General features: G+C 41.5%; 6 protein-coding genes. All 6 read left to right on the forward strand.

Annotation, left to right across the window (positions count from 1 at the left end):
• Positions 1-376: 376 nt before the first annotated feature.
• The 6 genes from MXE38_RS05695 to MXE38_RS05720 all read left to right on the forward strand — a co-directional run bounded on the left by MXE38_RS05695 (position 377) and on the right by MXE38_RS05720 (position 23,425).
• Positions 377-2,749, forward strand: a complete 2,373-nt coding sequence (locus tag MXE38_RS05695) for a ShlB/FhaC/HecB family hemolysin secretion/activation protein (RefSeq protein ID WP_246913052.1) — start codon at positions 377-379, stop codon at positions 2,747-2,749.
• A gap of 125 nt (positions 2,750-2,874) precedes the next feature.
• A complete protein-coding gene (locus MXE38_RS05700) occupies positions 2,875-7,152 on the forward strand; it encodes a TraI domain-containing protein (protein ID WP_246913054.1) in 4,278 nt (1,425 codons plus the stop codon).
• A gap of 1,982 nt (positions 7,153-9,134) precedes the next feature.
• Positions 9,135-9,758 carry a hypothetical protein gene (locus MXE38_RS05705; RefSeq protein WP_246913057.1) on the forward strand — a complete coding sequence of 208 codons (624 nt, stop codon included), beginning with the start codon at positions 9,135-9,137 and terminating at the stop codon, positions 9,756-9,758.
• A gap of 370 nt (positions 9,759-10,128) precedes the next feature.
• Entirely contained in the window at positions 10,129-12,516 is a 2,388-nt protein-coding gene (locus MXE38_RS05710; RefSeq protein WP_246913059.1) for a hypothetical protein, read from the forward strand.
• 1,155 nt (positions 12,517-13,671) lie between these two features.
• On the forward strand, positions 13,672-18,000 hold the full coding sequence (locus MXE38_RS05715) for an autotransporter outer membrane beta-barrel domain-containing protein (protein ID WP_246913061.1): 4,329 nt from the start codon (positions 13,672-13,674) through the stop codon (positions 17,998-18,000).
• 1,009 nt (positions 18,001-19,009) lie between these two features.
• Complete coding sequence (locus MXE38_RS05720) at positions 19,010-23,425, forward strand: autotransporter domain-containing protein (RefSeq protein ID WP_246913062.1); 4,416 nt, start codon at positions 19,010-19,012, stop codon at positions 23,423-23,425.
• Positions 23,426-23,918 lie beyond the last annotated feature (493 nt).

Here is a 23,918-nt window from a genome sequence, read left to right on the forward strand (position 1 = left end):
TTTTTGAGGAGTTTTTACTGTTTTTAAGTTGATGGAAGCTGTTTTGTTTGATCTTAGGTGAAGCACATAACTGATATTTATCGGATTTGCTGATTGGCAAAGAATAGCTGCGTAAGCTGCTTGGAGTCTTGTATTTTCTGATAAATATCGGCTTTTGTTTAGTTCACTCAACACTTTTTTGACCACCTTATTAAGGAGGGGGGCTGATGTCAACAAAACCGCAAAAACACGGTGTTTTAATGATAAGCACGAAATTTTGCTAACGATAGCTTAGCTGTTAATTACAGCTCTCTTACTAGCAAGGTTCAGATAAATGCCATCTGTTAGTACGGATGGGCTTTTTAATTTTTTTTGTTTTTTTATTGGAGACTTTATTATGTCTTTTATTGTTTCTGTTACACGTTCTATCACTCTTATGTTATTAGGCCTGAGTACTTGCCTCTTGTGGGACTATCAGGCTCTTACTTTTGCCCAAGATCTCTTTGAGGGCTCTTATAGCTCTAAGAGCTCTACCCAAGAGCTATCTTATAGCCCTAATGGCTATGTATCTTTGGATGGCAAGAGCCAGTCTTTAAGTGGAGAGAGAAAAGTACCTCACCTTAGAGTAGCTGAGTATCAAGAAAACTACAGTGATTGTCCAAAGATTAATGCCATTACAGATAGCTCCCTTAGTGATTACTTAAAAGATAACTACCAGCTTGATTATCTTAACTACCATTATCTTATCAACCCTCAAAGTCGTATTAACTTGGTAGAGCAAGAGGCTCTAGCTAAATTTACTTTATTAGCCTCCCAAAAAGTAGTTCATGATTATGTTGATAATGCCAAGTCCCAAGTTTTAATCAACAATCATGGCTGTAGCTTTCTCCACTCTTGTTTTAACTCTCTTAAGCAAGAGCACAACCCTGATCACATTCAAACTTGCAAGGACGAGGAGGGAACTTTAGCCTTAGCCTCAGCCTCGGCCTCGAACCAATCTTCTTCCTCTACCACTAACACTACCAATGCCTCTACCACTACCTCTGCTGCGGCTAGAGATAATGCTTTAACTACTAATGCTAACGACTTGGGAGTTGTAGCCGTGGCTGCAGGTCAAGATAGTGCTTTAGTGGCTCATAGCGATAATGCTGTGGGTGCTTACATGTCTAAGACAGGGGGCGTGCACAGAAGATTTAATGATATGGCTGAGCAAAGCTTAGCTGCTGTTGCTTATGGTAATGAACAGGCTTTATATGGCAGGGCAGCAGGTGCTGCTGCTCGTGCTGGTGCTGGCACTGCTGGTAGTACTGGCAATGGAGATAATGGAGCTGGGGTTGTGCTGTTCAATATTAAGATTACTGATGCTCCAAAGATGGATAACCATGCTTTTACTGAGGCTGCATATCATAGTATTGATCATTTAAAAGGCTTGGAGGTTAATGCCTCTACCTTACAAAACATGCTTGATTCTTTATCTGTTTATTATCAAGACCATGGTTTTGCCTTGGCAAGAGCTTATTTACCTGCTCAGACCATTGATAATGGCGTGGTTGATGTTGTAATTGCTAACCCAAAATTTAATAACTTTAATATTGAGAATAAGTCATTGGTGTCAGATGACTACCTTGCCTATTTAATGAGTGGTATTACTGACTTATCAGGAAAGGATGTCACTACTGAGGAACTTGATAGTCAGATTAGAAAGTTGGCCGATTTAGGTACTTTTTCTATGTTAGGAGAGGCTAATAATGCCGATCCCCATGGCTTATTAAAAGACATTGATTTTACTGTAGCCCCTACCCAAGATCGCTTTAGCTTTGCCCTCTTTGCTGATAACGAGGGTAATAAGAGTGCAGGACGTTATCGCTTTGGTGGCTTAGTTGAGATTCAAAGTCCTACAGGCAGTGCCGATCGTTTGCTCCTTAGCTATGCTCGTTCTAATGAGAAGCAAAATAACTACTCTTTAAGCTACCTCCTACCTATAAACTCTCACCCTACAGTAATGGGCTTAGACCTGTGCTATAGCGATTATGAGCTTAGTGGTTTTTATCGTGAGTTAGGTGCTCAGGGCACTTCTTTGAGCGTTGATGCTTATGTCATTGAGCCTGTACTTAGAACTGAAAACTCTATGTTTAACCTCAAAGCAGGTGTGCGTTATCGTAATTTAATCGATGAGTACCGTAACTTTGACTTGGAGTTTAAAAAGCATACTTGGTCAGGCTATGCAGGTTTTAGTGGTTTTAATTATTTAGGTGATTGGCTTTTTGATCACGAAACTAAGCTCTTAGCCACCCGTGTTTATTGTGATGACGAGTGGGGTGCGGTGGAAGACCGCACCTATCTAACCTTAGAGGGCAAAGTAAGTTTGGGCTATAAATTTACTAATGAGTGGTATGCCCGAACAGCCATTACTTATCAAATGGCTAACCAGAGCCCAGATGGTTCTGACACTTTCTTAGCAGGTGGCTCTACAGGTCTTAGAGCCTATGAATTTGGTGATATCAGTGGTGATGGTGGCGTAGTTTGGAAAAACGAGCTTAAGTACTTCCCAAGTGAGCTACCTGAACTAAGCCTTACAGCACATATTGAGACAGCCCACGTATATAACCACGATTATGTAGGTGAAAAAGCCTCTAGTGCAGGTCTCACAGCCAATATCAGCTATGAGGGCCTCAAGCTGGAATTAGACATGAGCCATGGTCTGGGCACCATGCCTGTCTTTGCAGAAGATCAAGCAGCCATTAAGTTCAATGTTTCCTATACCTGCTAGCAATAGCTGTGATTAACCACCAAAGACAAAAGAGCAATAGAAGCAAGCCCTAGATTAATCATCCTAGGTGCTCTTCTTTATGCTCCCAAGCCTTAACCATTAACCATTTCCCAAAGAGGATCAATATGAACAAGCATTTGTCATATTTAACTAAAATTTGTAAACAGTTCAGCTCCAAAGCTACCCCAGCAACTAGCAACCATGAAGACCATAGTGTCACTACCAATGCTGATAATAGTGCTACTACTATTGCCCCTACCCCTATAACTAACTGTGCAGCCGCTACCAGCACCAGTATCCCTCTGACCAGCAGCTACTACAATACTGGCCTCTACAGCACTAGCAACAGCCACAGCCATAGTAGCAATGGCAGCAACAACAGCAACAGCAGCAGTTGCAATAGCTGCAATAGCAATAGCTGCAATAGCAATAGCAACGGCTGCTACATTGACTCTAGCTCTAGCCTCGACCCAAGAGAATACTCTAACTCTAACCCAGGCTATAGCAGCACAGCTCAGTCCTTATGCTATGACCAAGGAGCAAGCTTTGAGAGTGAGTTTGGCTACAGCTCCCCAGCTTACAGCCACAATAGCAATAGTAACTACCATAGCAATCACTGTCTTAACCAAGTAGCCAACTTAAGCTACAGTAATAGCGATAGTGCTTATGGCATGCTCATCAACAATAGCAGAGCCAACCCTATGGAGAGCCACAATCACAGCAATAGCCTACCAGCTGGCACTGCTGGCACTGCTTATGGTGTTGGAGCTGGTGGTGCTGGTGGCACTGATGCTACTGCCTATGATGGAGCTAAATTCTGTAATGGAGCAGGTGCTATTACTGCTGCTGGTGCAGGTACTGGAGTAAGAGCTATCAAGGCTGAAGGGGAGCTTTGCAGCTCCCTTGAGGCTCATAACCATGATTCTCAGGCTTTAGCTAGCAATCATAAGTTAGGTACTGATAACGGCTGTAGTACTACTTTAAATGCTGATTCTAACCTCCATAACCAGCATATGGCATCTGCTTTGGGGGCTTATCAGCAGGACGAGTTGGGGTTGCCTGTGGAGGAGGCTCGTTCCCTTAATGGCTCTGGCCGTACTTTATTAAATAACTGCTGTGATCATCACACCTCAGATAACACACCAAGAGTAAAGAGTGATGATAATAGCTGTACTGGGGTTCATTCCTTAGGTTGTACCACCTTTGCTTATGCTAAAGATAAATATGGGACTATTACTAAGGTTGATACTAAAGCTACTGATGAAATATTAAGCAATAAGGAAGATGAGCTTAATGATATCCAAAAGAGTACTTGTAGCAGCGGCCCTTTTAGCACTGCCCAAAGAGCTGCCTTAAAAGCACAGTGCCCTATTACTCAAAGCTCTTTATGGCAACAAGTAGTAGGTCAGCATGGACAGGCAAAACTTGGCCCTGGTGAGGTTATGCTCCCAGAGCTTGATCCTATGCATGCAGGCAACCACTCTTATCAGTTAATTCATAGCCTCTATAACATAGCTAATGAAGGCTATTTGCGTTTTGATGCTGTTAGTGAGGGTGAGCTTATTCGTGCTAACCAAGGTGAAATTAGCACCTTATTGCGTCGTGTTGATGGCTCAGCTGAGGAGCTTAATTGCTATTTAATTCCTTTAATTAAAGCCATGGTACGTTGCTGCTCCATTGCCCCAGCCTCTATGTACCATCATCATGATGATATTGGTGGCTTAATTCGTCACAACTTACAAATTGCTAACGACTGTATTGAGGACTACAGTAATTTTGCCCATGCCAAAGTTACTGTAGCTAATACTATTGCCTCTTTAACCGAGCAAAGAAAGGTTAAAAAGCAAGCCGAGGCAGCCTACCTTGCCAACATCCAAAAGCAAGCTAACTTAGAAAACAAGGTAAAAAGCAGTTATGAAAAATTTCAAGAAAGCTTAGGCCTTATTGATGATGAGCTTAATGATGGTTTAAATACCGACTTAAATTTAGAAGTCCTTAATACTAATAGCTCCCCAGACCAAAAATATGCCGACTTAGCTAAGACCATGGGCATCATGCTTGACCAGAGTTTTGCCGATGGCCCTATTGAGAGTCTGGCCACTATTTTTGATGACGACCAAAAGCAAAGTACCAGCAATGCTGTAAGCACTGGTGCTGGTGCAGGCACTAATACTGCTGCTACTAACTCTGCGTCTACTACTACTACTACTGGTGTAGCCTCAAGTGCTATTGCTGGTATTGCCGCCTCTGGGGTAGCAGGTGCGGGCGATGACAATGGCACTGGCAGTGGCAATTGCGATACCACTCTTGCACTTAGCCAGCTCAAGCACGTACAAAACAACCCAAGTAGCCTCTTTAATGGCGATCAAGCCATTATGGATAATTGGGATAGCCTTAACCTCTTACAAAGAGCTAAAGCCTTTGGCTTACTTACCTATGTAGAAGATGAGCAAATAGCACAGCTTGCTAGTGCCTATAGTGACTCTAATACCAATATTGATGTTGCTTTAGAGTCGGGCAAGGATCCTTACCTAGTGGGTTTAGGTGCCAATCTTATTGGTGCCACCTCCACTGCCGAGGCCTATGAAAAGGAAATGGGCAATATTAAGCGATCCTTATTTGAAGATGCCTTTGTCAAAAAGATCTGTGACTTAAATTTAAGCCAAGGCAGCTTAAATGACTATAACAGTACTGTCACTAAGCAAAGAAAAGATACTTTCTCAGGCTTAATTAACCAAATTCGTATGGAAGCTCAAAACAATAATATTGGCCGCTTTGATCGTTATCAACTCGACCTCATAGTACAGCTGTCTTTAATCTTTTTCTCCTTTGCTCATGATTTAGGCAAGCTGATTCATGATATGGAAATCTTTAATGACCGTGGCGAGCGCTATAACCCTCATTTAGAGACTTTGGCTAACTTTGCTGAGCAGACTCAGACTAAGTACTTGTATCTGCGCTACATTACCTCTCGTTCTAAAGAGGAGCACAGCCACACCAGTAGCATGTTCTCAGGAGTGCGCTTATTGTCCTCCATGTGCCCTGATTTGGTAGCACTTATTTATCAGGTGTTTAACCTTGATGCTGTGCTAGCCAATAAATCACATCCTATTAATCTCTTTGTTGCCTCTCATGATCGCATCAATAGTGCTCAAATAACTAAAACATCCAATATGTACTTAAAGAACTTTGCTGCTCAAATGGTAATAGAGCTAGTAAAGTCTCGCTTACGTGCTGACGCTTTAGCCCAAATGCAAATTGCCCGCATTCAAATGCTGGCCCAAGAGCAAGGCATAGATCTAAGCAGTGATTTTGACCTCTCACCATCAGGCCATAACCTCAATAGCGCCAAAGCAAAAGTTCAAGCTAAGTCCCAGGCAGCCCCAACATGTGACTTTGACAACCTATGGCAAGAAATCACTCCCAAGGCACCATCTATGGCCTCCACAGCAGCCATAAATCAATCAAGCCCAAGCTTAAGCGCAAACTCAAACTTAAGCAGTGGCTATGGCTCAAGCGAGGATAATGGCAGTGGTCAAAGCTCAGATAAAAGCTGCTCCAAAACTAATGCTGACCAGACCAGCACAGACTCTAGCCAAAGCATGGGCCTTTGCAATGAACAGGGAACCAGTGCTAATGATAGCAACAGCTTAGCTACAAGCTTGCATCTTAATAATACCCAAGGCCCAGCACACAACTTAAAGCCTGGCTTATCAGATCCTAATGGAACTCAAATCTTACAAGAGCTTCTTGATGCTAATAAGCAAGACCACAGCCAGAATAATCACAGTCCTATCCATAACAGCGTACGTTCTTTTAGAGAACAAATGAAAGAGGATGGAAGCTTTGCTTACTCAGGTAATGACAGCAATGCTCTTAATGGCGAACATCTTTATAAGTTCAATACCCAAAAACAAAATGAGCTTTTAAAGAATAAGCGCATTAAAGACTTACAAAAAGAGCAATACCACTGGGCAGTACGTATCTTTAAGAGTGCAAGGCGTTCTTTGAGTGTTAACGAATTGGGCTCAGATCTCTATGTAGAGGGCAATACCGTGTTGCTCGAACAAGGCTCACGAGCTCTTAGCACCTTAAATATGGCTTATCAAAACTATTGCTATGGCCATTTATCCGAGCAATTTAGTTCTTGTAAGAGTGACTTTAAAACTCATTTGCAAGTACAAAAACTCTCTGAGACCTATATGAGCAATAGAGATTACTCATGGTTTGCTATTGCTGTAGGTGATGATTTGGTCATTGTAAAAGGCATTGATTTACGCCTTATTGGCTGCGACTTTGGATCAGATGTGGCCATTATTAACTTAGGTATTAACAACCCTTTAATAGAGGAGCTTACTTTGGACTTGGCCAATTACATCTTATACAACATAAGACAATCCTAAGCTGACTAATAAAGCCACCATTATTAAGTAAGCCTCATCCTGGCTAACAGGAGCTACCAACCACCAGATGAGCTGAGGTTGCACTCACAACCAAGGCTCATCCTGGCTCTTAGCTCTAAAGCTTACAGCTTTAATTTACCACCGTGTCTAGGCCTTGCTTTGGGCCTAGACCTCCTAATTACCTTTAGGACTGAGACAGGGATTCGAGAAGTGCTTAGCAAAGCTTACAGATTTTTTATACCACCGTGTCTAGGCCTTACTTTTGGGCCTAGACCTCCTAATCACTTTTAGGACTGAGACTGGGATGGATTGGGGCTGTGCTTAGCAAAGATTTCTTATTTTCTGTACCACCGTGTCTAGGCCTTACTTTTGGGCCTAGACCTCCTAATCACTTTTAGGACTGAGTCTGGGATGGACTGGAGCTGTGCTGAGCAAAGCTTACAGATTTTTTATACCACCGTGTCTAGGCCTTACTTTTGGGTCTAGACCTCCTAATTAACTTTAGGACTGAGTCTGAGATTGTGGCCGTGCTGAGCAAAGTTTACAGATTATTTATACCACCGTGTCTAGGCCTTGCTTTTGGGCCTAGACCTCCTAATCACTTTTAGGACTGCGTCTGGGATGGATTGGGCTGTGCTTAGCAAAGTTTACAGATTATTTATAACACCGTGTCTAGGCCTTGCTTTTGGGCCTAGACCTCCTAATCACTTTTAGGACTGAGTCTGGGATGGATTGGGGCTGTGCTTAGCAAAGATTACAGATTTAATTTACCACCGTGTCTAGGCCTTGCTTTTGGGCCTAGACCTCCTAATTACCTTTAGGACTGAGAATGGGATTGTGGCTGTGATTAGCAAAGCTTTCAGATTTACTTTACCACCGTGTCTAGGCCTTGCTTTGAGGCCTAGACCTCCTAATTAATTTTAGGACTGAGTCTTGGATGGATTGGGGCTGTACTTAACAAAGCTTACTGATTTAATTTACCACCGTGTCTAGGCCTTGCTTTTGGGCCTAGACCTCCTAATCACTTTTAGGACTGAGACTGGGATTCGAGAAGTGCTTAGCAAAGCTTACAGATTATTTATACCACCGTGTCTAGGCCTTGCTTTTGGGCCTAGACCTCCTAATTAACTTTAAGACTGGGACTGTGCTTAGCAAAGCTTACAGATTATTTGTACCACCGTGTCTAGGCCTTGCTTTTGGGTCTAGACCTCCTAATTAACTTTAGGACTGAGTCTGGGACTGGGGCTGTGCTTAGCAAAGCTTACAGATTTAATTTACCACCGTGTCTAGGCCTTGCTTTTGGGCCTAGACCTCCTAATTGATTTTAGGACTAAGTCTGGGATGGATTGGGGCAGTGCTGAGCAAAGCTTACAGATTATTTATACCACCGTGTCTTGGCCTTGCTTTTGGGCCTAGACCTCCTAATTACTTTTAGTACTGAGTCTGGGGAGCTGAGGCTGTGCTTAGAAAAGCTTACAGATTATTTATACCACCGTGTCTAGGCCTTGCTTTTGGGCCTAGACCTCCTAATCACTTTTAGGACTGAGACTGGGATTTGAGAAGTGCTTAGCAAAGCTTACAGATTATTTATACCACCGTGTCTAGGCCTTGCTTTTGGGCCTAGACCTCCTAATTACCTTTAGGATTGGGATTGGGATTGGGGCTGTGCTTAACAAAGCTTACTGATTTAATTTACCACCGTGTCTAGGCCTTACTTTTGGGCCTAGACCTCCTAATTAACTTTAGGACTAAGTCTGGGATGGATTGGGGCGTTGCTTGGCAAAACTTACAGATTTTTTGTACCACCGTGTCTAGGCCTTGCTTTTTGGCCTAGACCTCCTAAGCAGGATTAGGTTGTTTAGCAACAAACAATCACTAACAACAATAGTGTGCTTGGGGTCTGGACTTGTAAGCAAGTTCTGACCACTAAAGCGCATAAGACTGGTACTTTGGTACTTATGAATAATGAGGTGTTAATTAATATGGCACTAACAACAAAACAAGAACCAGAGGAAAAAATATCCCCTGTTCTTACTCAAGGTTTACGAGCAGGCATAGATTGCCGTCGTATCCAAATGTTTGGTATTACCTCAGAGGCTCTTAATAGTTTTATTTCTAAGAGTATTGTCTCTACTAAGCAATTAACTGAACGAGCATTCAAGATTAAAGACTTGCCCACTCGCATTGTCGTTCGTAGAGGTGCTATTGATAACTTTTTAGAGGCTATTGATCGCTCCTGCTTTGATGTGGCTATGTTTTTTGAAGGCGAGGATCAGGTCTTTACTAAGCTTAATAAGGATCGTATTAGTTTGCGTATGAATATCAAAGATAACCTCAATAAGGCTATTAATGAGCAAGCCTCTAATGCTTTAAAGGAAGGCTTAGCTCTGGAAGAGCAATTGGCTGCCCAGCACCAGCATTCATCTTCATCCTCCTCATTCTTAACTCAAGATGATGAAGCAATTTTAGATAGTGATGATTGTCCGCCACCTCAAGCAAAGAAACGCTCCTCCACAAGGAGCACTAAGGCAGCAAAGAAGGAAAAACCACCTATCAAAACTTCCTTTAAATATGGAAGCACTAGCTATGTTTGTAGTGACGAGTAAGCATAGCTCTTTGTTGTTTAAACAATAAGCCCAAGCTCTTATTACTCTTTTAGCACTTAAGCATCTTAATCCTCTTAATTTGCTAAATGGGAGCACAAAGGAAGCTATGACCAAAGCTTTAAACAGAAAGTAATAAGAAAGCACTACTACTACTGCTACTGCTACAGCAGCTAAATTTGCTCTTGGTGACCACAACCTATAAGCAACTTTGCTGGTGCTTAGGTAGTTTAAAGACTGATTTTTACGCTAGAGAAAAAGCTGATAGCCATCAGTGAGTATTCTTGAGCCATGTTTAACCCATTAATATTTGTGCCCTTGTTTTTAAGCTTAACTCAGCCTAGGGCGACCTTATTTTCAAAGGATTATTTGCATGTTTACTAGTAAAGATGATTATGACCAAGTGGTTGAATTTATCAAACAGATCCCTGCTTTTGCAACAGAATTTAAATATCATAATCTTCTTCGAAATCAAAATAGGCACTTGCGCTATGTCTACATGATTCATGGTGAGGGCAAACTAAAAGCTCTTAAAGAGTTAAGCGTCTATCCTGCTCGATCTGAGGAATACTACCTTAATATTGCTTATCAAGCCATTGAAAATGATATGAGTGATTTTTTAGCTGGTGCCATGTTTCTAGTTTCTCCTGGTGCTATTAGGAGATGTATTCAAATCCTGAAGAATGAGCCAGAGATAAAAGCCCTTTATCACCCTGAGCCTTTTCCACCACATATTAACTTTCCTGTTATGGTTAAGTGTCTCCCTTATGTTTACTACAACAAAGTAGGAACCGATCTAACTCCTACTGTTCATAATGAGCTGTTGTATGATACCGATACTTACAATAGTCTTCTTAAGAAGACCGTTACAGCTGTGCCTGAGCAAATTCTCATAGCTGATCAGCACTTTTCTCAATACCGTAGCTTATCTTTCGAAATGAGACAAAAAGCTATTCAAGCTGCTAGAGCTCAAGGTAATGAAAGTTTAGTTGTTCCTTTTGCCCTGGCTTTATCAAAAGGTATAGACGTTGATGACTTAGATGCCAGCACCATTCTTGAAGAGCTAAACTGCTCTTACTTAACTAACATGAATGATAAAGGCTCAGAGCAAATTGAGCGGAACTCAACCAAGCTTGATAGCTCTAACGCTACTGTAGCCCTACAATCTCAGTCCTCTAATGCGGCCCCAAGCGGCAATAAGTTAGAAAGCTCTACTCAAAGTAAGGCAGCTACTGCTATTGCTATTGCTTCTAAGGCCAGCACCGCTATTTCTAAGGATTCCCCTACTGCAAAAGACTTAGCTGTAGCCTCAGAAGCAGCATCAGAAAACAAGGATGATGCCAATAACGCTACAAAACAGGCAACCACTGCCAACTCTAGCGTTGCTACTGAATCTAATAAAGCCCAGCAAGATAACCTTAGCAACAACAATAGCAAGGGTAGCATTGGCAACAACAAAGCCAGCGACAGCGGCAGTAGCAATGGTAGCGACCTTACCAGTAGCAACAGTTCAAGAGATGTTGGCAGCGATAAAGCTATTAACAACAACCGTGCTAATGGCAATGACAGCGGCATAAAACCAAGTAGTACATCGCAGGAGGCTCAATGCAACAGTTCTGCTAACAACGAGCAATCCAGCACTAAAACTACAGTTGCAGAAGCAAACAGTACTACAGATAGTGTTAGCCATGATGTTAGTGCAAGTGAAGCTACTGCTGATACAGGTGATAAAGTGGAGGTCGATTCAGCTAACACTGTAGATAATAGCAGTGCTAAAGCTAACAACAGATCCTCAAGCAATGAAAAGCAAAAGGGCTCTAATGAGGGTAAAGCAGTTAACTCCCCTAATGTTAGCAATGACAGCAACACCAGTAATAGCAGTGAGGCCAAACCAGTTGCTGTGATTTTTCAGACCTTTACAGGTATTGACCCTGTTGAAAAGCAAGCAGAATCCAGCACTAATAATGCTAATGAGACTATTGATGCTTCTACCAATGATGATGATTTAGCTATAGAGCAAGAATTAGCGGCTCAAGAGGAATTAGAGGCTCTTTATCAAAGTGACTACGACGACATTGACAGTGATATCGATACTGATAATGAAGATTCAGCTTTCGATGAAATGTTGCTCGAAGACATACCAACCAATGTTGAATTTACTAATGGCAAGCCTTGCACTCCTATTAAGGACACTACTTCCAATCAAGAGAGTGATGCCTCTAATGAGGATGATTATGGCTCATGCAATAGCTCTGATAGTTCTCCAAGTGATGCCACTAATAAGAGTGCTGCAAACTCTAATGAGGGTGATGGCGAGACTGATGAAAATAACTCTGATAGTACTGAGGCTGAAAATACTGAGTCAGAAATTGATGAGGCTATACTTGATCCTATTGCTAGGGCCAATATGAGAGCCTCAAAACTCTTAGCAAAAGGCAATATGAATGAGGTTGACCAGAGCTTTAAGCATGGCTTTGACAGTAATAAGCTTCATGTTTTTGGTATTGGTAGCCAAGAGCTTAATGAACTTTTAGCTAATACACTCCAGAATAAGAGAAAAGGTATTACCCCTAATGATTTACAGGCCTTGCCTAAACGCTTTGTAATTTTGGGTGGTGCAAAGAATAATGTGCTAAGAGCCAAGAATCTCTCAAACTATCATGTTCTAGCTATCTTTGGTAAGCAGGATACTGAGTATTGCAACTTTTGCGACCAGCAAGACGCTAAAACAAAAGCCCAAATCACCAAGCAAAACTCATAGCTAAGAGCCACACTGCTAGAGTTGCTAACTATTAACTCTCAAGCCCCTAACTAAATAGCTTTAGTTAGGGGTTTGTTTGCTTTCTGTACACTATGTTGCTGTTAGCTACTCTTGCATATTCTTATGATTGTTGTTTTGAGACCAAATGTATTCACTATGAGGGAAGTTTTTTACAGCACACAACCATTATCGCCCGCCCCTAATGTTTTGTAAAAAGCCAATTGTTCATGGCTTAAATGACAAAATGAAATCTATCCAGACTGCTCTCAAAAGATCTACAAAACACTGATTGTTATTGACTTTATGTCTAGCAAAACAGGATTTCTCAACAGTTCTCTTCACCTGAAGATTGAGCATTATTACGTTAAACCAACATTGGTTAAAGCTTTAAATTTATGAAACCAAATAGCAGCACTTTAGGAAAGTTATCGTGCGCACTAAAAACTACTAACTAATGATCTGTCATCGCTATGTTTCTTCCTGTGAGATTAAGTAAATTGTGTCTTTGGCTTACGGCAAGATGCTCTATTTGTTATTTGCTAACTTGATACTGTTATTTTTATTTTGCAAACAATTTAGGCATAGTTTATGCTTTTTTTTTTCGTCGAATTTTTATTCCCTTCCGTAATAAATCGCATAATTAATGGCAGTGGTGTTTTCATTGCTATTATCATTTCCGCAAGTTTTGTCTTTACCAACAAAGCAGGTTGTTGAGCTTAACAAAAGCAAACTATTTTGTTAGCTATATTGGCTATTTTCATGATTTTACATGGAACTTACAGCCATACGATAAAACAACAGCTTTGCCCAAGTGTCTTCCCTTAAGATAGCTTCGCTTTAAGCTTTCTTTTGGTCGGGGACTATCCTCTACTAGACTTTGTTCTAATCTAACGTCCCTTTTTACTCATGTACGCACTTTCATGAGCGCAGGCTTTAAAAAGCCGCATGCTTTATCCTTTGCCGACCTTTGATTGGAATACTCTATCTTAAACTACCTCTTGATAGCTTCACTCAAAGTCACTGGGCAAAAACTACATTAGCTTTGGAGGTTAGTACCCTCCACTATCCGCAATTTTAAAAGCCTTTGTAGCTACCTGATAAAGCAAACCTAAACAAGACAAAGCTTTCTCTTCTTAATTTAGAATTTCTAAAGAAATGAAGCAAACTAATAACGCCATTAAATTCTTAATGGCCCAATACCGTGCTATTTTCAACAATGCCTACTTCAAGGGCTTAGCAACCGCTGCCCTCGTAACTGTAGCTATGTCCGCTGGACAGGCTCAGGCTGCCGATGGTTTGACTGGTGAGTTAAAGGCTAATAAGGCTGAAGCTGTAGAAATCGAAGTTACTTCTGGTGATCAAACCTTAGATGCTTCTTCAAATAAATATGCTCTAGGCATTACTGTCACTGGTGGCAAGGTAACCACTAGCGGTGATTTATTTGCTAAGGGTGATTTAACTGTTAATAATGCTGAACTCATAGTATCTGGTGGCTCAATCCTTTTAGGCCACGATAACGATAAGCAGCAAACTCCATATGTAGGTCGCTTTGAGTCCAATAGCGGTACTTTAACCCTATCAGGTGGCAATATTGGTGTTGTTGATTTTGCTCTTCAAAACGGCACTATTACTCTTACCTCAGGCGGTGTTGGTTCAACTAACTTAACTGCTTATGGTGAAGGTGGTATTCAAACCTCTTCTAAGCCTATCTACAGCGGCAACGCTAACAGCTCATTAACCAATATGACTGCTACATTAGATACTGCTACCAATATCACTTCTATTGGTGTGCTTTCTGTAGATAGCGGTACTATTGCTTTAAATGGCAATCATTCTAATGTAAATAAAAACACTGATAACTTAACCTACTTATCTGGCGCTAAAGAGCTTAAGATTCAGAATAAGGCTGTTGTAAATGTATCAGGTGCTACCAATGCTTTACACGGCAAGTCTATTTCTATTAAAGACTCTACTATTAAACTAAGCAGTGGCGACTTAACTATTGGTTCAAGCTATGACCTTTACAAGAGTGTAAGTGGTGATTCAACAGCTCCAGCCAATGCAGGTTCAATCTCTCTTAACAATGTTACCTTAGAGATTGCCTCTGGTAAGAATTTAAACTTTGGCTATGGTGAGGATACCGCCACCACCTTAAATATTACTGGTGGCAAGATTACCAACTCTGGCACAGTGAACTTATATGCTTCTACTGCCACTATGACCAATGAGAACTTACATCAGTTTGTTGCTGGTAAGTTTGATGTTAAGCGTGATGCTACCATTAATATCACTGATGACTTAGACCTTACTAAGGATGTTTTAAATGCTAGTGGCACTGCAGAAAGCGGTAAGCTTACCTTAACTGGTAACCTTACCTTAGATGCTGGCAACACTACCTTAGGTAAGAAGTTTGATGTAGAGAAGTTATCTTTAGATACTGATACTTTAAAGGTTGGTGAGGGCTTTACCCAGAATAAGGGCACTATTAATGTAGCTAAGAGCTTATCTGGCTCCAAGGGATTTACTGTTGATTCTAGCGGCGCTGCTGCTAATTTCAATTTAGTAAACGCCGATGCTACCGCAGGTACCATTTCTGGCATTGAGACTCTTACTGTAAAGGCCACCGACAACTCCGCTACCTTAAACATTGAAGGTAAGTGGTCTGGTCTAGACACTACTGCTGTTGTATTACAGAGCGGCGGTACTCTTAACTTAAAGGGCGTTGATGCATTAACTTTCAAGAGTGTTGATGTTCAAGCAAAAGGTAAGTTAGCTTTAGATGGTTCTAACTTAACTGTTGCTGATGCTGTTAAGAATGGCGCTGCTAATGGTGTAGATCTTAAGAACAACTCCTCAGTAAGTGCACAATACTCTAAGGTTACAAGTGGTGATGTTGTAAGTGACAGCACTATTAAGAACTTCAAGTTAGACGGCACTTCTAAGATTGTTCTTACTGGCCGTGCAGAAGGTGTAATTGAGAAAGCTAAGTTAGATGCTATCAAGAAAGCTTTATTAGGCGCTGATGGCCAAGGCTTGGTTGAGATTGCTGGCGCGTCCTTATCTGATAAGGAAGCAGGTATCACTGGCGATACTGCTGACTTTACCGCCGCACAAGGCAACTCTGGTGTAAGTGGTATTTACGAGGATAAGACCATTGTAGGTGCTAACGCTGCTGTAAGTGGCTCCAATTCTTGGGGTTCTGTTGAGTTAGCCGACACCAAGGACAACTTAGAAATTGCTAGCGGTGCTTCTGTAACCCTAAATGGTGTAGGTGGTGAACTTGTAACCAAGAAAGACGGCACTACTAATGGTGGTGTTGCTCTTACCCAGGATGCAACTTTAAGTGTTGTAGGTAATGGTACTTTAGCAACTATTACAGCCACTGAGAATCAAAAGGGCAAGGCATTAGTAAATGCTAACCTTTCTGTTACTGGCGACATTGGTTCTTCAACCTTAGCTTTAGGCGAAGTAAATGTTCAAGGCGGTCAATTATCCACTACTGGTAATATCTACACTAACAACTTAGTAGTTGATGGTGCAGTTTCTACTACCAAGGATATTTCTGCTACCACTAAGCTAGAGGCTAATGGCTTAGTTCAGGCTCAAAACATTACTGCTGGCAGCATTACTGTCTCTGACACTGTAATTGCCGACAAGGTAACCCTCTCTGGTACTAGCTCTGTATTAAGCGTTGGTGATAGCGCAAATACTGGCTTAGTAGAGGTTGGCACCTTAGATCTTAAGGGTGGTAAGTTATTACTTGACCCAGCTTACGATCAGCCATCAACTATCGTTGCCTTAAAGGACGTAACTGATACTACCAAGGATGTAGTTTCTGCTAATGGTGATATCGGTGTTGGTATGAACTCTATCTTAGCAGTTGGTACCACCGCTGATGAGGCCAAGGCCTTATTAACCAAGTTAGATTTCTTCAATGGCGAAGCCTTAAAGCAAACTAACGGTGCTGTTTTAGTTGCTAATGAGTCTCTCTATGTTCCAACAAATGGTAAGGTATTATTAGATTCTACAGCAGATCATGCTGCACTTTCTGGCGCTTTAACTACCAATAACTCTTTCTCATTAGGTGCAAACTCTGCATTAGTTGTAACAGATAACTTATCATCCAAGTTAGATGGTAATAAGGCAGTAATTCAGTTTGCTAATAGCACTGGTGCAGCAGTAACTTTAGAGAAAGATTCAAAAATCGCTTTTGAGTCTGCTTTATCTGAGCAAGATAAGGTTCTTATTTCTAACTCTGATACAGCAGCAACTGACAATGGTGTAGTAATTACCGCTGCTGGTGGCTTATTAAATGGTACTTTAAACGGCTCTCAAATTAGCTTTACCTTAGATGAGGATAAGCTCCGTGAGCAGGCTGTTAATATGTCTGCTCCAGTACAAGATCTTGCTATTGCAGCCTTAAAGGGCACCAAGGGTGAGGTTGTATTAGGTGAGGCTGGTACTCAGTACATCCAGACCATGACTGGTTTAGATGGCGGTAAGGCTGTTGAAGAGACTGCTCGTTTAGCAGTTTATGGTGGTGCTGTTCAGGCTACCAACTTAGCACAACAAGCTGCTACTGATGCTGTTGCAGACCGTATGTCCCGTGCAAATCCTAATGGTTCCTTAGTATTTGCTGACAATGCTCAGGGCGGTGGCTTATGGTTATCCCCAGTTTACAAGAGCCACGAGTCTGACAGCTTTGATGCTGATGGTGTTGACTACGGTGTAGACGCTGACTTAACTGGCTTAGTATTAGGTGGTGATTTCACCTCTGAGTCTGGTGTACGTGCTGGTGCTTACTTCAACTTTGGTTCAGCTTCTGTTGATGGTCAGGGCGTTGGTGATAAGGTATCTAATGATGCTGATTACTTCGGCTTCGGTCTCTATGCTGGTATGACCTTCGGTCAGATGAGCTTAGTTGCTGATGCTGGCTTCACTCAGGTATCAAATGATATCGAGCAGACCCCAAGCGCTAAGGTAAGCAAGGTAAAGGCTGATGTTGATAGCTCCGCTGTAACCTTAGGTTTACGTGGCGAGTACAAGCTCAACGTAGCTACTATGGACGTAACTCCACACTTAGGTGTACGTTACACTCGTTTAGCTGTTGATAGCTACGATGCTAAGGCTGATGGTATTTTAGTTGCTAACACTGACTTCGATACCATGCAGATGTTCTCTGTACCATTTGGAGTAACCATTTCTAAGGACATCGCAGCTGGTTCCTGGACTATTAAGCCAGTATTTGACTTAACCTTAACTGCTAACGCAGGTGACACCGATGCTAAGCTCGACACCACCTTCGTAGGCACCAAGACCATTGGCTTAACCTCTGAGGCTTTTGATAGCTTCACTTATGGCGCAACCATGGGTATCGATGCTAAGTATGGTGAGAAGTTCTCTGTTGGCTTGAACACCAACTATGTTGGCTCTTCCAATGCTGATGAGTTCGGCGTAATGGGTAACGTACGTTACATGTTCTAATAAGCTGCTTTAGCTTATTTTGAGCGGGCGGTTCTTAGTTTTAGTGAAAGGCAAGCCACTTTGCTAAGAGCCGCCTAATAATCATTTCAATGCTCAATTATTACAAGGCAGATCTTCCGATTAAGGTCTGCCTTTTTACTTTGTTGCGTTGAGTTTTGAGCTTTGTCATTTTAAAACCATGGCAGCAGCTCGCATGACACTACTCTATAACTTTGAGGATGAAATTTATGAAACCTAATCCCAGCTCTTTTAGGCATCCATCGTGCTCACTAAAAACTGCTACCTAAAGATCTGTCATGGATGTGTTTCTTACTATGAGATTAGGTAAATTGTATCTTTGGCTTACGGAAAGAGGCTCTATTACTGATTAACTCACTTGATAATGTTCTTTTTATTTTGCAAACAATTTAGGCATAGTTTATGCTTTTTTTTTTCGTAGAATTTTTATTCCTTTCTGTAATAAATCGCATAGATAATGGTAGTGCTGTTTTCATTGCTATTATCCTTTCCGCAAGTTTTGTCTTTACCAACAAAGCAGGTTGTTGAGCTTAACCTAAGAACAGGTTCAAATAGACCCCATAACAATCGATAGTTAGCGATCTATGGCCCTTTTCTATGATTTTACATGGAACCTTTAAGCCATAGGATAAAACAACAGCTTTGCCCAAGTGTCTTCCCTTAAGATAGCCCAGCTTTAAGCTGTCTTTTGGTCTGGGACAATCCTCTAATAGACTTTGTTCTAATCCAACGTCCCTTTTTACTCATGTACGCACTTTCATGAGCATAGGCTTTAAATAGCCGCATGCTTTATCCTTTTGCTAACCTTTGATTGGAATGATCTATCTTAAACTACCTCTTGATAGCCCAAATCAAAGTAATCAGCAAAACTACATTGGCTTTGGAGGCTAGTACCCTCCACTATCCGCAATTTAAAAGTCTTTGTAGCTACCTGATAAAGCAAACCTAAACAAGACAAAGCTTTCTCCTTTCATTTAGAATTTCTAAAGAAATGAAGCAAACTAACAACGCCATTAAATTCTTAATGACCCAATACCGTGCAATCTTCCAGAATGCATACTTCAAGGGTTTAGCCACAGCCGCTGTAGTAACCATGGGCTTAGCAGCTGGTCAGGCTCAGGCTGCTGAAACAGATCTTGAGGATGCTTTAAAAACTGGCACATCTAGCAAACCAGTAGCAGAATTTACTGTTAGCGATGCTCAAACTGTAGATGCAATTGCCGCAGGTAATTCTCAAGGTTATATCGACAACCTAACTATTGCTAGTGGTGGTACTTTAACCTTAAAGCAAGGTACAAGCAGCAATGAAGTTGCAAAGAACCTTCAGGTTAGCAATAAGTTAAAGGTTGAGAAAGGCGGCACCTTAACTATTACTGATCTTTCTAATACAACTGTAGGTCACGTAGGTATTATTGGTACTATCGCAGACGATCATAATTTTGATGATGCTACTACAACTTTTGAGGTTGATGGCGGTACTGTATCAGCAACTAAGTCTCATATTCAGTTCAACAAAGTTGTATTAACTGATGCCACTGTAACTTTAGGCACAAATAGTGAAACCGCAGCCAACTCTGACTGGTCTGACAATACAGGCATTTCTGTTCTTCAGAACGCTCAGTCAGGTACTGGCGTAATTGAAATTAATGGCAAGTCAGATATTAAGCTCAATAGCGGTTCTGTAATTACTGCCAATGTAGCCAATTTAAATGGCGGCACCATTAACTTGAGCGGAACTACCACTTCTGGTGAGTCTGCAATATTACGTGCTCACGGTGGTGGCTATGTTAACTTCTTAGGTGCAAAGCTTACCTCCAAGGGTGCTGGTGACTTCATTCTTGGCCAAAACATTGTTGTAAATAGCGCTGATTCTGTACTTACTGTTGAAGGTACTGGTGCATTAACCATTGCAGGCCCTCTTTCCAATACAGTTAACCTTGCAACACTACAAGCTGGCCAAGGTACTTTCACTCTTACCCAAGGTAAGATTGATGTTAAGTCAAGCGGTACACTCGATATCAAGACTGGTGAGTTCAACGCTAATGGTGGCACCATTGTAAATGGCGGTACTGTAAATATTTATGCTCCTAAGGTTAACTTAAGTGCAGATAACTTTAACGCTTTAACCAGCGGCACTAAGGTAGAGTTTAAAGAGAGCTCTGTTGCTAATGTAACAGGTGATTTAGACCTTACTAAGAAAGTTTTAGCATCTGACACTGGTGCTCTTCAATCTACTTTTGCCATTACAAGTGGTAAGACCCTTGAACTTGCTGCTGATGGTGCAGTAACTTTAGGTTCTGCTTTTGCTGCTGACAAGTTCACCGTAAAAGCTGGTGTATTAAAGTTAACCCCAAGCACATCTAGCGATGCACATACTTTCACACAAACCTCTGGTTCTTTAGTAGCTTTAAATGGCTTAACCTCTGCCAATGAGACCTCTTTAAAGGAAGTTATTGTTTCTGGTGGCACCTCTAAGAGTGTTTTAACTCTTGGTCAAGCAGGCACTACCAATGGTCAAGTTACTAAGGTAGAGAAAATTACTGTAAAGGGAACTACTCAAGACCAGGAAGGAACCCTCAACATCAATGGCAAGTGGGACTTAACTGGCACTGAATTAAATGTAGGTGCTAGCGGTGCTGCAAATCTTGCAAATGCAGCTGATGTTACCATCAAGAACTTAGTAGTTGACACCAACGGTGCTTTAAATATCACTGATGGCTCTTTACTCACCGTAGATGGCACTGTAAAGACAGTCCAAGATAAAGTTTCATTAACTGACAACTCTAAGCTTTCTGTTAAGTATGCTGAGGCTGAAAAGAGCTCTGCTTTAGGCAAGGTTAAGCTCGACGGTTCCTCAACCTTAGTATTAACTGGTTATGAAGCATCTGGTGGTTCAATCGACCTTACTAAGTTCGGTGAAATCAAGACCAAGTTTATTGGCGACACTGGTTTATTAGAGCTTTCTGGTGTAACCATTAATTCAGGTGTTGAGCAGAACGCTGATATAGCCTTTGATAAGGCTCAAAGTGGTACTGGTGCAGCTGGTGTATTCGACACCAATACTGTTACTGGTGTAACTGGTGATGTAGCTGGCTCCAATGATTGGGGTACTGTTGAGTTAGCCCAAGGCCAAACCGAGCTTTCAATTAAGGATGGCGGTGCTATCACCTTAAATGGTAATGGTTCTAACAAGCTTGTTGCTGACTCAACTGGTGAGCAAGATGCTGGTGTTAAGCTCGGTAATGGCTCTATCTTAACTGTAGAAGCAACTGGTACCATTAAGGAAGTTGTTGCAGCTAATGATGGTAACGGCAAGCTTATTGTTGATGGTAAGAATAACGTAACTGTAACTAACGATTTAGGCTCTTCTACCGCCAAGTTAGACACTGTTAACGTAATTGCTGATAGCACCTTAAACGTTAAGAATGTCTATGCTAAGACTTTAGACTTAGGTGGTACTTTACAGGCTACAAGCGTAACTCTTGATGATAACTCTAGCATCACTGGTTCTTTAAAGGCTGATTCCTTAGTATTAGCTGATACAAAGACCTTAGCTGTTGGTGAAGGTGCTGATAATGGTCTCTTAGAGGTTAAGAGCTTAGACTTAAAGGGTGGTTCTTTAATTCTTGACCCAGAGTTTGGCACTCCTGCTTCTGTAGCTGCTATTAATCAGACTGGTACTGCTCCTGAGGATATTGTTTATGTAGCTGCTAGCGGTGATATTGGTGTTGGTAAGAACTCTGTATTTGCTGTAGGCTTAACCGCAGACGCTGCCCTTGAAGTATTACGTTCTAATGGTTACTTATATGCAAACAACAGCTTAATCGAGAACAAACTCGGTTCTGCTATTGTATTAGACCAAGGTATGTCTATTGCTTCTGGCGATGCTGTGTTCTTAGATAGCACTGGTACTACTGATACCTTATCTAAAAAGATTAGCGATAAGACAGGTACTTCTGATCTAAATGGTCAAGGTGGTTGGGTAGAGTTAGGAGCCAATACTGGTTTAGTAATTACTGGTAAGCTCTTTGATAATGCCACTTCACAGAATAAGGAAATTATCCAGTTTGCTGATACAACTAATACAACCAAGACAACTTTACATTTAAATGATGGCTCTAAGCTTGTATTTGATGTGACCGATGCTTTTGGTGGTGATTTTGTTAAGTTAACAAATGGTCAATTAACCTCAAACGGTACTGTATCAATTGAGGCTGCTAATGGCTTATTAGTTGGTACTTTAGATACTGCTAACAAGGGCTTAACCTTTGCTATTGCACAGGATGCTAAGGACAAGCTTTACAACCAATCCACTCCAGTTAAGGATCTTACCTACGACGTAATGGCAGGTAATTACAAGAATAACCGTGATGAGAATGGTGTAGCATTCATTGGTGCTGTAAATGGTCAGGACGGCGGTAAGGCAATTGAAGAGACTGCACGTTTAGCTGTTTACGGTGGTGCTGTTCAGGCAACCAACTTAGCACAGCAGGCTGCTAATGATGCTGTAGTAGAGCGTATGTCTCGTGCAAATCCTAATGGCTCATTAGTATTTGCTAACAATGCTCAGGGCGGCGGCTTATGGTTATCCCCAGTTTACAAGAGCTTAGAGTCTGATAACTTCGACGCTGATGGCGTTGACTACGGTGTAGACGCAGACTTAACTGGCTTAGTATTAGGTGGTGATTTCACCTCTGAGTCTGGCGTACGTGCTGGTGCTTACTTCAACTTTGGTTCCGCCTCTGTTGATGGTCAGGGCGTTGGCGATCAAGTATCTAATGATGCTGATTACTTCGGCTTTGGTCTATATGCAGGCATGACCTTTGGTCAAATGAGCTTAGTAGCTGATGCTGGCTTTACTCAGGTTTCTAATGATGTAGAGCAGAACATTAACCACAAGGACTTCTCTAAGGCTAAGGCTTCCTTCGATTCAAGCTCTGTAACCTTAAGTTTACGTGGCGAGTACAAGCTCAACGTAGCTACTATGGACGTAACTCCACACTTAGGTGTACGTTACACTCGTTTAGCAGTTGATGGTTATGATGCTAAGGTTGATGGCTACACTGTTGCTACTACTGATGTAGACACCATGCAGATGTTCGCTATCCCATTTGGCGTATCCATCTCTAAGGACATCGTAGCTGGTTCTTGGACTATTAAGCCAGTATTCGACTTAACCTTAACTGCTAACGCTGGCGATACCGATACTAAGCTTGATACTACCTTTATTGGTACCAAGACCATTGGCTTAACTTCTGAGGCTTTCGATAGCTTCACTTATGGCGCAACTATGGGTATCGATGCTAAGTATGGTGAGAAGTTCTCCGTTGGCTTGAACACCAACTATGTTGGCTCTTCCAATGCTGATGAGTTCGGTGTAATGGGCAACGTTCGTTACATGTTCTAATAAGCTAATCTAGCTTATTTTTGAGCGGGCGGTTCTTAGCTTTTGTGAAAGGCAAGCCACTTTGCTAAGAGCCGCCTAAGAACCATTTCAATGCTCAATTATTACAAGGCAGATCCTCCGATTAAGGTCTGCCTTTTTGCATTTTGCTTTGAGCTTTGTCTTTTTAAAACAACAACGGCAGCTCGCATGACACTACTCAATACCTTTTAGGATTAAATTTGTTAAACCTAATTCCCACACTTTTATGAATACATAAGGTTCCCTAAAAACTGCTAACTAAAGATCTGTCATGACTGCATTTCTTACTGCGAGATTAAGTAAATTGTATCTTTGGCTTACGGAAAGAAGCTCTATTACTGATTAACTCCGGTAGATGTCAACGTAGTTTTCAAAAATATTACAAAAAAAATTTTCCCAAAAACTTTTGATCTTTGATTGGCTGAAGACAGGTACTGGCTTCAGCCAATTTTGATCTGGCCAATAAGAGCAGTGG

Source organism: Anaerobiospirillum sp. NML120448 (assembly GCF_023050945.1).
GTDB lineage: Bacteria > Pseudomonadota > Gammaproteobacteria > Enterobacterales > Succinivibrionaceae > Anaerobiospirillum.

Bases quoted from the DNA above. Each gene is read 5' to 3' on its own strand.
- MXE38_RS05720 (WP_246913062.1), top strand. From the start codon at position 19,010: ATGAAGCAAACTAACAACGCCATTAAATTCTTAATGACCCAATACCGT.
- MXE38_RS05700 (WP_246913054.1), top strand. From the start codon at position 2,875: ATGAACAAGCATTTGTCATATTTAACTAAAATTTGTAAACAGTTCAGC.
- MXE38_RS05705 (WP_246913057.1), top strand. From the start codon at position 9,135: ATGGCACTAACAACAAAACAAGAACCAGAGGAAAAAATATCCCCTGTT.
- MXE38_RS05695 (WP_246913052.1), top strand. From the start codon at position 377: ATGTCTTTTATTGTTTCTGTTACACGTTCTATCACTCTTATGTTATTA.
- MXE38_RS05710 (WP_246913059.1), top strand. From the start codon at position 10,129: ATGTTTACTAGTAAAGATGATTATGACCAAGTGGTTGAATTTATCAAA.
- MXE38_RS05715 (WP_246913061.1), top strand. From the start codon at position 13,672: ATGAAGCAAACTAATAACGCCATTAAATTCTTAATGGCCCAATACCGT.